This is a genomic window from Tardiphaga alba (assembly GCF_018279705.1).
In the GTDB taxonomy this organism is placed as follows: domain Bacteria; phylum Pseudomonadota; class Alphaproteobacteria; order Rhizobiales; family Xanthobacteraceae; genus Tardiphaga; species Tardiphaga alba.
The window spans coordinates 3591402-3603945 of record NZ_CP036498.1 but is presented as its reverse complement, the minus strand read 5'-3'; the positions used below and the strand labels follow the sequence as shown (position 1 = coordinate 3603945).

The 12544-nt window shown below is 63.8% G+C and carries 8 protein-coding genes; 5 read left to right on the top strand and 3 right to left on the bottom strand.

Annotation, left to right across the window (positions count from 1 at the left end):
* The first annotated feature begins 21 nt into the window (after positions 1-21).
* From RPMA_RS17015 to RPMA_RS16995, 5 genes are all read left to right on the top strand, one after another.
* The gene (locus tag RPMA_RS17015; RefSeq protein ID WP_211908898.1) at positions 22-1377 is read left to right on the top strand and encodes a DUF4403 family protein; all 1356 of its coding nucleotides are present in this window, start codon (positions 22-24) and stop codon (positions 1375-1377) included.
* A 21-nt stretch (positions 1378-1398) separates the two neighbouring features.
* Complete coding sequence (locus tag RPMA_RS17010) at positions 1399-2547, top strand: alpha/beta fold hydrolase (protein WP_249225245.1); 1149 nt, start codon at positions 1399-1401, stop codon at positions 2545-2547.
* Between the two features lie 184 nt (positions 2548-2731).
* Positions 2732-3901 carry an efflux RND transporter periplasmic adaptor subunit gene (locus tag RPMA_RS17005; protein WP_249225243.1) on the top strand — a complete coding sequence of 390 codons (1170 nt, stop codon included), beginning with the start codon at positions 2732-2734 and terminating at the stop codon, positions 3899-3901.
* On the top strand, positions 3898-7065 hold the full coding sequence (locus RPMA_RS17000) for an efflux RND transporter permease subunit (RefSeq protein ID WP_211908895.1): 3168 nt from the start codon (positions 3898-3900) through the stop codon (positions 7063-7065). Before RPMA_RS17005 ends, RPMA_RS17000 begins: the two co-directional genes overlap by 4 nt.
* Positions 7066-7239: 174 nt before the next feature.
* Positions 7240-8502 carry an adenylate/guanylate cyclase domain-containing protein gene (locus tag RPMA_RS16995; protein ID WP_211913700.1) on the top strand — a complete coding sequence of 421 codons (1263 nt, stop codon included), beginning with the start codon at positions 7240-7242 and terminating at the stop codon, positions 8500-8502.
* On the opposite strand, the gene RPMA_RS16990 is transcribed toward RPMA_RS16995, so the two are convergent.
* The 3 genes from RPMA_RS16990 to RPMA_RS16980 all read right to left on the bottom strand — a co-directional run bounded on the left by RPMA_RS16990 (position 8503) and on the right by RPMA_RS16980 (position 12473).
* Positions 8503-9726 (bottom strand): multidrug effflux MFS transporter, encoded by a 1224-nt coding sequence (locus tag RPMA_RS16990; RefSeq protein WP_211908894.1) that lies wholly within the window; start codon positions 9724-9726, stop codon positions 8503-8505.
* Between the two features lie 225 nt (positions 9727-9951).
* Complete coding sequence (locus RPMA_RS16985) at positions 9952-11808, bottom strand: TRAP transporter large permease (RefSeq protein ID WP_211908893.1); 1857 nt, start codon at positions 11806-11808, stop codon at positions 9952-9954.
* Positions 11805-12473, bottom strand: a complete 669-nt coding sequence (locus RPMA_RS16980) for a TRAP transporter small permease subunit (protein WP_211908892.1) — start codon at positions 12471-12473, stop codon at positions 11805-11807. Before RPMA_RS16980 ends, RPMA_RS16985 begins: the two co-directional genes overlap by 4 nt.
* Between the last annotated feature and the right edge of the window lie 71 nt (positions 12474-12544).

Below are 12544 nucleotides of genomic sequence, written 5' to 3'. Positions count from 1 at the left end.
GGCGCCATTCTTTGTGTCGTCTTGCCGACAGTCGCATTCGCTGCCGACAAGCCGCCGCTCGGTGCGGATCAGGCCATGCCGGCCATCACCACATCGCAGATTTCCGCGATCATCGAATTCGGCATCCCCGCCATCAACAATGCACTGGCGCGCCGCGTGCCGAAAGTGCTGGCGTCGTTCGATGACCGCACCACCAGTTGCTGGCAGCGCCGGATCCTGGGCCGCATGGTCAATGTGGATTGCACCTATTCGGGCGAGATCGAGCGCACGGGTCCGGTGTCCATGCGCGCGGAGAGTGGACGCCTCGTCGCATCCACGCCCTTGTTCGGCAGTGTAGAGGCGCAAGGCACCCGCGGCTTTGCGCGTATGTTGAAAGGCGGGGCGGAGGGCGCGATGACCGTCTATGCCAGCGCGCGTCCGCAATTGCGGCAGGATTGGTCGGTGACGCTCGACATGAGCGAAGGCTTTCGCTGGCAGGAGCCGCCGGAGCTGCAGATCCTCGGCTTCCGCATCAACATGTCGAAATATGTGGAGCCGAAGATCAGGGCGCAGCTCGCGAAGATCCAGGGCGACGTCACCGCGAATATCCGCGCGCTGAATATCAAGGCGAAGGCGACGCAGGCCTGGCAGAAGGCGTTCGCCAATGTGCAGATCGTCGATACGCCGCCGATCTGGGTGCAGACCATGCCACAGGGCATCGCGTTCTCGGGCGTGCGTGCGCAGGGCAATGTGCTCGAAGGCTCCGCCGAACTGACGACGACCACGCAGACATTTATAGGCACGCAGCCGCCGGCGCCTGCACCGACGCCATTGCCGGCGCTGGGCTCCGAGGTCAGTGCGCCCGGGCGTTTCGAAGTCCTCGTGCCCGTCAGCATCGCCTATGCCGCCATCAAGCAGCAGGTGCAGACGGCGCTCGCGGCATCGGCTGCGCAGGGCGGGCCGGGCTTTGCCGATTTCGATATCTATCCGTCGAACGGCAAACTCGTGGTTGGCTTGCGGCTGTCATCGCCCTCGGGGCCCGGCGACTGGGTCTATCTCACGGCGACACCGCAGCCGGGCGACGATGGCGCCGTGCAATTCCCCGATCTCGCGCTGCAGGCCGATGCGGCCACCATCGCGGCGTCGGATGTGGCAGCGCTGCTCAGTAACAACGACTTCCTGCAGCAGCTCAAAGCGAAGATGGCGCTGGACTACAAAGCCGAACACGATCGCCTGATGACCTCGGCCAATGCAAAGCTGAGCCGGCCGCTCAGTGATGGTTTCCGCAGCGAAGTGCAGCTTGCATCGGCGGGTGTATCGAAGATCGCGCTGGCGAGCGATGCGTTGCAGGTGCAGCTGCGCGCGGCCGGGCGCTTGAAGCTGCTTTACGGGATGTGAGCGATGACAAGGAGCCGGGCTTTGTTGCGACATGTCCTGATCACGTTGCTCGCAGCTGTTGCTGTACCTACGATGGCGCAAACGCCGTTCTATCAAGCCACGCCGCAGGAGATCGCCGGCCCGCCGGGCACGCTGATCCGCTCTGAGCCGATGCAGTTTGCGCCCGCGGGTGCGCAGGCCTTTCGGATTCTCTATCGCTCCAGGGGCATGAATGACGAGCCGATCGCGGTCTCCGGCGTCGCCGTCATTCCGCCCGGCGCAGCGCCACCCAATGGTCGCCCCGTCGTCGCATGGGCACATCCCACCACAGGCGTCGTCCCGCATTGCGCGCCGTCGCTGGCGCTGTTCGTGTTTCAGCAGATGCAGGGGCTGTGGCCACTGATCGAACGCGGCGCCATCGTGGTCGCCACCGATTATCCCGGTCTCGGCACGGCCGGGCCGCATCCGTATCTGATCGGCAGCAGCGAAGCGCGCGCGGTGCTGGATTCCGTGCGCGTGGCGCGCGGGCTGCCCAATGCCGGCGGTGGCAACAGTTTCGCGGTCTGGGGCCACTCGCAGGGCGGCCATGCCGCGCTTTATACGGGGCTTCTCGCCAGGACCTATGCGCCCGAACTCAATCTCGTCGGCGTGGCTGCCGCCGCACCGGCCACCGATCTGGTCACGCTGATGGCCGATGACTTCATGACCTCCGGCGGCAAGAATCTCACGGCGATGACGCTGTGGTCCTGGGCCCGCGTGTTCAAGGCGCCCATCGACAAGGTCGTCGTCCCCGCCGCGATGGCGACGGTCGATCGGCTCGCCAATGAATGCATCGAAAGCATCTTCGACATCATCGAGCGGCAGAGCCAGGAAAAGGTGCTCGAGCAGACATTCCTGTCGGTGCCCAGTATTGCGACGGTCGAGCCCTACAAATCGCTGGCCGCGCGCAATTCACCGGGGACGTTGCCGAAGAACATCCCGCTCTTCCTCGCCCAGGGCAGCAACGACAATCTGGTGCAGCCGGCCGTAACCCAGGCCTATTTCCAGCGCCAGTGCAAAGCCGGCAGCCGCGTCACCATGCATCTGATGCCCAACGTCAATCACGGCTTCGCCGCGCGCGACTCGGCCAATGCGGCGGTGATCTGGATGGGCGAGCGTTTTGCCGGCAATCCTGCGCCGAGCGACTGCTGACAAGCTATCCGCCGGTATAGGCCGCATCAAACTTTCGTGCGGCCGGGGCGCCTTGCGCGTCGGGCGGCTGCCGCCCATTTGCTCACCCGGATGAGGTTGCGGCGGTCGGTTGTAAAAACTTCGACGCGTCGCAATTTTCATGTAGGATTGATTTCGGTCAGTCGGCTTGTTGGGGGCATTTGTCTTGAATTGCGTCAGATCGATCATTCCCGCCGCGTCCGTCATCCTCGCCGTGCTGCTTGCCGGCTGCGAGAAGAAGCCGGAGGCAGCCGCACCGCCGGCGCCCCCCGTCACGGTCGCCAATCCGCTCAAGAAACAGACCACCGACTGGGATGAATTCACCGGTCGCTTCGATGCGGTCGATCAGGTGCAGATCCGCGCGCGTGTCACCGGCTTTGTCACCAAGGTGACATTTGTGGACGGCGCCGTGGTGAAGGCCGGCGATGTTCTCTACGAAATCGATCCGCGCCAGTATGAAGCCGCGGCGGAGCAGGCGCAGGGCCAACTCGACGATGCCAAGGCCAAGGTCGATCTCGCGCAGAAAGAACTCGACCGCGCCACCACGCTGATCAAGACGCAGGCGATCTCCGAAAACATCGTCGATCAGCGCAGCCAAGCGCTGGCGGCGGCACAGGCCTCGGTGCTGGTGGCCGAAGGCGCGCTCAAGCTCGCAAAACTCAATCTCGAATATACGAAAGTGGTCGCGCCCATCGATGGCCGCGTCAGCCGGCATCTGATCAGCGTCGGCAATCTCGTCAATGGCAGTGACAGTGGCGCCACGCTGCTGACCTCCATCGTGTCGATGACGCCGATCTATCTGTATTTCGACATGGACGAGAGCATCTATCAGCGCAACAGCCGGCTGTGGTTCGAGGGCAGGCGGCCAAGCTCGCGCGATACGCCGAACCCCGTGCAGATTACGCTGACCGGCGACAGCAAGCCGACCAAGGAGGGGAAGATGGACTTCCTCGACAACCGGCTCGATATCGGCACCGGCACGCTGCGCGGCCGCGCCATCGTCGATAATCATGACCTCTCGATCCTGCCGGGCCAGTTCGCGCGTCTCCGCGTCATCGCCAGCGGGCAATATGAAGCGCTGCTGATTCCAGACACCGCGCTCGCCACCGACCAATCGCGAAAGATCGTGATGGTGGTGAAGCCAGACGATACGGTGGAAGCGCGGCCGGTGACGCTCGGTCCGCTTGATGATGGGCTGCGGGTGATCCGCGACGGCCTGAAGGCCGACGACCGCATCATCATCGACGGCCTGCAGCGCGCCCGCGTCGGGGCGAAGGTTGCGCCGAAAATGGGCGAGGTGAAGCCCGTCGCTCCCGCTGGCGGCGCAAAGCCATGAATCTCGGCAGCCTCTCGATCAATCGTCCGATCCTCGCGATGGTGATGTCCATCGTGCTGATCATCGTCGGCGCGCTGGCTTACACGACGCTGCCGGTGTCCGAATATCCGGAAGTGGCGCCGCCCACGGTGGTGATCACCACGCAATATCCCGGCGCTTCCGCTCAGACCGTGTCCGAGACCGTCGCGACGCCGATCGAGCAGGAGATCAACGGCGTCGAGGACATGCTGTATCTCTACAGCCAGGCGACCTCGAACGGCCAGCTCAACATCACCGTCACCTTCAAGCTCGGCACCGATCTCGATAAGGCACAGGTGCTGGTGCAGAACCGCGTCGCCATCGCGCAGCCGCGCCTGCCCGAGGAGGTCCAGCGCAACGGCGTCGTCACCCGCAAGAACTCGCCCGACCTGATGATGGTCGTGTTCATGCTGTCGCCCGACGACACCTATGACCAGCTCTATATTTCCAACTATGCGCTGCGCAACGTGCGCGACCAGCTGCTTCGCCTCGACGGCGTCGGCGACATCCAGATATTTGGCGCCCGCGACTATTCCATGCGGCTGTGGCTGGATCCGGACAAGATCGCCAATCTCGGCATGACCGCGGGCGACGTGATCGCGGCGATCCGTGCGCAAAATATCCAGATCGCCGGTGGCCAGATCGCGGAGCCGCCGATCTCCGACCGCGCCTTCTCGCCGAACCTGACCTTTACGGGGCGTCTCAAGGACCAGGCGGAGTTCGGCAATATCGTCATCAAGGCGGGGAGTGATGGCCGCACCGTGCGCTTGAAGGATGTCGCGCGGATCGAGCTCGGCGCGCTCTCCTATACGACCAACAGCTTCCTGCTGAAGAAGCCGGCAGTGGCGCTCGCGGTGTCGCAGCGGCCGGGATCGAACGCATTGGCCACGGCGGATGCCATCGCCAAGACCATGGCGAAACTGAAGACGGAATTCCCGAAAGGGCTTGAGTACAATATCGGCTACAATCCCACCGAATTCATCGCCCAGTCGGTGCATGAGCTGATCAAGACGATCTACGAGGCGATGTTGCTGGTCGTGATCGTGGTGCTGGTGTTCCTGCAGGGCTGGCGGCCGGCGATCATTCCGATCATCGCCATTCCGGTGTCGCTGGTGGGCACCTTCGCGGTCATGGCGGCGCTCGGCTTCTCCATCAATAATCTGACTTTGTTCGGCCTCGTGCTGGCGGTCGGCATCGTGGTCGATGACGCCATCGTGGTGGTGGAAAATGTCGAGCGCCATCTGGCCGAAGGCAAGAGTCGGCGTGAGGCGGCATTGCTGACCATGACCGAGGTCGGCGGCGCCCTGATCTCGATCGCGCTGGTGCTGTGCGCGGTGTTCGTGCCGACTGCCTTTCTCGGCGGCATTTCCGGGCAGTTCTTCCAGCAATTCGCCGTCACCATCGCGGTGGCGACGGCGATCTCCTGTTTCTGTTCGCTGACCTTGTCACCGGCGCTGGCCTCGATGATCCTGGTCCAGCATCACGAGAAGAAGCCGCCACCGAACTGGAACGTGATCGCGCGCGGCTGGAATGCGTTTACGGGCGTGTTCAATCGCGGCTTCGACAAGCTCTCGCATGCCTATGGCACTGCGGCCGGCTTTGTCATCCATCATCTGGCGCTGATGCTCGTGGTCTATGCCGCACTGATCGGCACAGCCGGCTGGCTGCTTTACGCGACGCCGCAGGGCTTCATTCCCGCGCAGGACCGCGGCTATGTCATCGTGGTCGTGCAACTGCCCGGTGCGGCGTCGCTGAGCCGCACCACCGAAGTCGTCCGCGAGATCGAGCGCATTGCGCTCGAGGTGCCCGGCGTCGTCCGCGTGCCGTCCTTCGCCGGATTCAATGGTGCGACGCGGACGCAGGCCTCCAATGCCGCGGCGCTGTTCCCGGTCTTTGCGGATGCGGAAGAGCGCGCCAAGGACGGCCATTCGGCGACGAAGATCACGGCTGAATTGCGCAAGCGGCTCGCCGCCATCGAAGGCGCATTGGTCATCGTGGTGCCGCCACCCGCGGTGTCGGGCATCGGCACCGGCGGCGGCTTCGCCATGCGCATTCTCGACAATCAGGGTAGGGGCCCCGATCTCCTGGAGAAGGCGACGGACGAACTCGTCAATGCCGCGCGCCGTGCGCCCGGCCTGACATCGGTGTTCTCGCCCTTCACCGCGAACACGCCGCAGGTCTTCGTCGATATCGACCGGCAGAAGGCGCAGATGCTCAATGTGCCGATCGCCAATGTCAACGAGGCGATCCAGACCTATTTCGGTTCGGCCTATGTCAACGACTTCAACATTCTCGGCCGCACCTATCACGTCACAGCGCAAGCCGATCTGCAATTCCGCAAGGAGCGTGCCGATCTCGCTCGGCTGCAGACTCGCAATGCCAGCGGCAATATGGTGCTGCTCGGCAGCGTCGTGAATTTCGAGGACCGGGCCGGGCCTGACCGCGTGCCGCGCTACAATCTCTATCCGGCATCCGAGCTGCAGGGCGACACGCTGCCCGGCGTCAGTTCGGCGACGGCGCTGAACACCATGAAGAAACTCGCCGACGAGACGCTGCCGAGCGGATTCTCATTCGAATGGACGGATCTGTCCTATCAGCAGGTCACCGCCGGGAATGCCGGTCTCTACGTCTTCCCGATCTGCGTGCTGTTCGTCTATCTCGTGCTGGCGGCGCAATATGGTAGCTGGTCGCTGCCTTTTGCGGTCATCCTGATCGTGCCGATGTGCCTGTTCGCGGCGACTATCGGCGTGCGCATCATGGGGCAGGACATCAACATCCTGACACAGATCGGCTTTGTGGTGCTGGTGGGGCTTGCGGCGAAGAACGCGATCCTGATCGTCGAATTCGCGCGCGACATCGAACAGGAGGGCCGCGACCAGCTCGAGGCCATTGTCGAGGCGTGTCGCCTGCGTATCCGTCCGATCCTGATGACGTCCTTCGCCTTCATCCTCGGCGTGTTGCCGCTGGTGATCTCGTCGGGCTCGGGCTCGGAAATGCGCCAAGCGGTCGGCGTCGCCGTGTTCTTCGGCATGATCGGCGTCACCATCTTCGGGCTGATCTTCACGCCGATCTTCTACATCCTGATCCGGCGCCTGTTCCCGGGCTCGGTGGTGGTCGCGCAGAAGGAGCAGGCCTCGCACGCGTGATGGCGGGATAGTGCTGTCACGCCCGGGCTTCGCCCGCTGACGCGGCCGAAGGCCGTGCGTTGCGGCAAGCGCCGGGAAATTCATGTTTTTTCGCGCAAGGCGAAGGCGTGGACGATCGGCAGATCAAGCGAAGTTTGCTTCGCGTAAGCGGTCGTGACGGAGTAGAACATGGCCATGGACACAGCCCCCCGTATTGACCTGATGAACTGGCTCACCGGCCAGGGCCTGACCGGCTCGCCGGAAAGCGACCTGATCCGCGGCTTCTGCGAACGCTGCCTTGCCATGGGGATCGAACTGTCGCGCGGGCAGGTCTTTCTCGACACGCTGCATCCGCTGTTCGAGGGGCGCGGCTTTCGCTGGAGCGACAGGCAGACCAACGAGAGCGAGATGTTCGAATACGGCTCCACGGCGACCGGCGATGCGGCCGAGGCGTGGCGTCGTTCGGTGTTCTTCCACATGCTGGAAGAGGGCTATGACGAGATGCGGCTCGATTTGTTCGATCCCGCGGTTGGCGAACGGTTCAACATGATCCAGAACCTGCGCGACGGTGGCCACCGGCATGGCGCGGTCTTCGTGCACCGGTTCGGCGAACAGGGCTCCATGGGAAACATGGACTGCGTCTATTCGCACTGGACGACCCGCCATGAGGCCGGCTTCGACGAAGATCAGATGGCAGCGCTCCGTGAACTCGTCCCGTTGCTCGGCCTTGCGCTGAAGTCTGCGGCGCAGATGGAAATCGCGCGCACCCTCGGCCGTGTCTATCTCGGCCGCGATGCCGCCGAACAGGTGTTGCGCGGCAAGATTACCCGCGGCGTCACCGAGCGCATCACGGCGGTGCTGTGGTTCTCCGACCTTCGCAATTCGACGGGGATCGGTGAGGCGATCGGTCCCGACGAGATCATCCCGTTCCTGAACGACTATGCCGAAGCGTCCATCGATGCGATTCACGAATGCGGCGGCGATGTGCTGAAGCTGATCGGCGATGGCATTCTCGCGATGTTCACCGCCGACGACATGGTGAAGGCGAAGCGCAACGCGCTGCGCGCCGAGCATCAGTTCCGCAAGAACATCGCCGCGCTGAATGCCAAGCGCCAGGCTGCCGGTCGCCCGGTCACCACCGCCTATGTGGGGCTGCATGAGGGCGAGGTGTTTTACGGCAATATCGGCAGCGACGAGCGGCTGGATTTCACGGTGGTCGGCCCTTCGGTCAATGAAGTGAGCCGCATCGCCTCCATGTGCTCGTCGGTGGATCGGCCACTGCTGACATCGACCGCATTCCAGACCGGGCTCGACAGCGCCGGCCGCAAATATCTGGTCTCCACCGGACGTTATGCATTGCGCGGCATCGGCCGGGCGCAGGATCTCTACACGCTTGATCCCGAGATCGGCAGCGATGAGGTCGTGCGGGGCGGTTATGAGCGCTATCTCGCACGCTGATCAGGGCGCCGGCACAGGCGCGCGCATCGCATAGAGCAGGACCGCGAGCAGGCAGCCGCCGGTCAGGACGATCCCCAGCGCCAGCAGGGCGTCCGGCACGATGGTCGCGACCAGAAACACGCCGATCGCGGCGCCCGTCATCTGCCAGAAGCCGAGTAGCGCGGAGGCCGCGCCGGCATGGGTCCCGAACGGCGACAGGGTCTGCGCGGTGCCGAGCGGATTCACCACGCCCATGCCGAGCAGGAAGATGCAGGTCGCTGCGATAAAGGTCGCGACATTGGCGTGCAGCACGGCCGCCGCAAGAAGGGCGACGCCGCCGACAAATGCAATGAGCAATCCGTAACGGATCGCGCGCTCCAGCCCGACGCGCGGAGCCAGGCGCGCCGCCAGCATGCCCGAGCCGAACACCACCATCACCGTGCCGGCGAAAAACAGCCCGAGCGCGATGGGCGTGAAGCCATAGCCCTCGATCAGCACGCGTGGCGCAGCGGAGAACAGCGAGAACAACCCGCCCATGATCAAGCTGACGGTGACAGCCGGAATCAGGAAATGCCGGTTGGTGGAGAGCTTGCCATAGGTGGTGCCGATGGCGATGGGATTGAGCGGGATGCGCGTGGCATGATGCGTCTCGCCGAGCACGACCGCGAAGGCGATCGCCGAGACCAGCGCGAAGATGCCCACAAAGACGAATTCCGATCGCCAGCCGAAGACGTGGTCGAGCCCGCCGCCGAGCAGCGGCGAGAAGCCCGGCGCTGCCGCCTGGGCGATCATCACGATGGTGAGCACGCGAGCCAATGCGGCGCCGCTGAACATGTCGCGTGCTATAGCGCGGGACAGGACCGAGGTCGCGCAGGCGCCCGCCGCCTGAATGGCGCGGCCAACCAGGAGCGCGGGCAGGTCGGTCGCCAGCCCGCACCAGACGCTGCCGGCGATGAAGACGGCGAAGCCGGCCAGCACGGGAAGGCGGCGGCCATAGCGGTCCGAGATCGGCCCGACCACCAGTTGGCCCAGTGCAAAGACCACAAGGAAGATGGTGATCGACGCCGTGACGGCCGGTGTGGTCACCTGCAGGGTGGCAGCCATCTGCGGCAGTGAGGGCAGCAGGATATTGGTGGCCAGCGTGCCGACTGACGCCAGTGCGGCGAGCACCGCGATCTGACCCGCGGTGGCGCCAGCCTGCTGTGTCGGGGTGTCGGCCGGGGCCGCGATCGCCTGGTCGGTCATATGATGGTCCTCATTCTTTTGAATGATGTACATCATATAACTCGGCCTGCAAAGGGGATGCCGGCTCAGTCGGATTGGTGCTCGGTGAAATGGCGAGAGCGCAGGCGCGTAGGATGGGTAGAGCGAAGCGAAACCCATCGGCAGAGCCCGCCGCATCGACGGAGTGATGGGTTTCGCTCCGGCGCTATCGCGCCTGCGCTCTACCCATCCTACCGGCTTTGCGTGTCAGTTCCCGTAGAGGTAATTCGGCAGCCAGAGCGTCAGGCCGGGCCAGATATACATCAGCACCATGCAGATGATGACGATGGCCATATAGGGCATCATGCCGGCGAAGATCTGGTTCAGCGTGACATGCTTCGGCGCGACGCCTTTTAGGTAGAAGGCGGACATCGCCACCGGCGGCGACAGGAATGCCGCCTGCAGGTTCACGAACACCAGCACGCCCCACAGGATCGGGTCGATGCCGAAATGTTTCAGCATCGGCAGGAAGATCGGCACGAAGATCACGATGATCTCGGTCCATTCCAGTGGCCAGCCGAGGATGAAGATGATCGCCTGCGACAGGATCATGAATTGCAGCGGCGTGAGATTCAGCGACAGCACCCAGCTTTCCAGCAGGGCCTGGCCGCCGAGAATGGCGAACACCGCTGAGAACAGCGCCGATCCCACGAACAGCCAGCACACCATGCTGGTGGTCTTGGCCGTGAGGAACACGGCTTCCTTGGTGCGCTTCCAGTCCAGCGTGCGCGCCTGGAAGGCGAGCAGGAAGGCGCCGGCAGCACCGACCGCGGCGGACTCCGTCGCCGTGGTGATGCCGAGCAAGATGACCGCCAGCACCACGGCAGTGAGGATGCCGAGCGGCATCACCGAGGATGTCAGCAGCCGCAACACCTCGAATTGTTCGGCGCCCATGGTCCAGTAGTAATAGAACAGCATCAGCGCGATGATGGCCGCGGTGAAGGCGAAATACGTGTAGAACTCCGGGGATGGGCCGACATAGGCAGGCGCGGTGCTGGTCTGTAGCTCGGCATTGCCCATTTGCTGCAGCTGTTCCGGCTCGCTCTCCTGCGACGACCCCGATTGCGATGAGCCCAACTCTTCCAGTTTCTCCTCGACGGGCTCGGTCTTGCCGGCATCACCCGTCTGCACGCGTTCGGTGATGGCAGCGGGTGCAGGGGCGTCCGGCTGTGGATGGATGACCACGTACCACCACGCCGCCCACAGGGTGGACAGCGCGAGGATCAGCGGCACCAGCGCAAAGCCGAGATTCTTCAGGATCGTGCCATAGCTGATCCGTGCACCGTCCATGGTCAGCGCCATGGCGCGCGCCGGAGCCACTGTCGCCGTCAGCAGAGCCGGCAGCATCTTGTGGGAATAGGCCTGCTGCAGGTCTGAAATCCACGGCCGCACCGGCACGCGCGTTTCGCTCTCCGGCAGCTTCGGCGCGATCTTCGGATTCAGCAGCGCCCAGCCGATGATGTAGACGAGATAGAGGAAAGCCAGGAAGAAGCCGGGGAACATCGCAGCGGCATAGAGCTTCACCACGGACTGCCCGGCCACAGCGGCATAAACGATGATCATCACCGAGGGCGGGATCAGGATGCCGAGCGTGCCGCCGGCGGTGATGACGCCCGAGGCGAGCTTCACGTCATAGCCGGCCTTGAGCATCGGATTGAAGGCGATGACGCCCATCAGCACGACGACGGCGCCGACGAGACCGGAGGCGATGCCCCAGAAGGTGCAGACGATCAGCGTCGCCACGGCCAATGATGCCGGCACGCGGCGGAACGCCAGCTGGATCGAATAGAACATCTTATCGACCAGTGCGCCGCGCTCCATCACATAGCCCATCAGCACGAAGAGCGGGATGGAGATCAGGACGTCATTGGTCATGGCGCCATAGGTGCGCTGGACCATCAGGTCGAAGATGTGGTTGTCGGCCCAGGACTCGCCGGCGCGGTAATAGGCGAAGAAGCCGAAGAACATGCCGAGGCCCATCAGCGTGAACGCCGTGGGGAAGCCCAGCATGATCACGACGACGATGAGGCCGAGCATCAGGAGGCCGAGGGCGGGATCGCTCATTTGTGGGTCTCCCCACCCATGCCGCGCTGGCGCGCTGCTTCCTCGATATCCTGCGCATGCGCGATTGCATTGCGGCGGGTTTCTTCATCGACATGTTCGGATAGCGCGAGCTGCTCCTCCACCACGTCGATCTCGGAGACGTCCTTGAGCCGGCTCGGCCACACACCGGTCTTGAGGCAGATCGCGGCGCGCGCGATTTCGGCGATGCCCTGCAGCAGCAGCAACGCGCCTGCCAATGGGATCATCGCCTTGAAGTGATAGACCGGCGGGCCATTGGCCGTAACATTTGAATGTTCGCGGATGCGCCAGCTGTCGCCGGCATAGTCCCAGCCGGCATAGACGAGGGCGGCGATGCCCGGCAGGAAGAACACGATGTAAAGCACGAGGTCGAGCGACGCCTGCGTGCGCGGCTTCATCGACGAATACAGGAAGTCGCCGCGCACATGTCCGTTCTGCGCCAGCGTATAGGCACCGCACAGCATGAACAGCGTGCCATAGAGCATGTTGGAGGCGTCGAAGATCCATGCCGTCGGCATGTTCAGCATATAGCGCTTGAACACTTCGGCGCAGACGAGGCCCATCAGTCCCAGAATAAGCCAGGCCGCAGCCTTGCCGGCGAATGTACTGATACCGTCGATGGAGTGCAGGAAACGCTCGGCAGTCATTGCATGGAGGCCAATCTGGAAGAGCAAGGGCAGGCGAAATGCGATCGGCAATAGCGAAGCATCATCCGGGA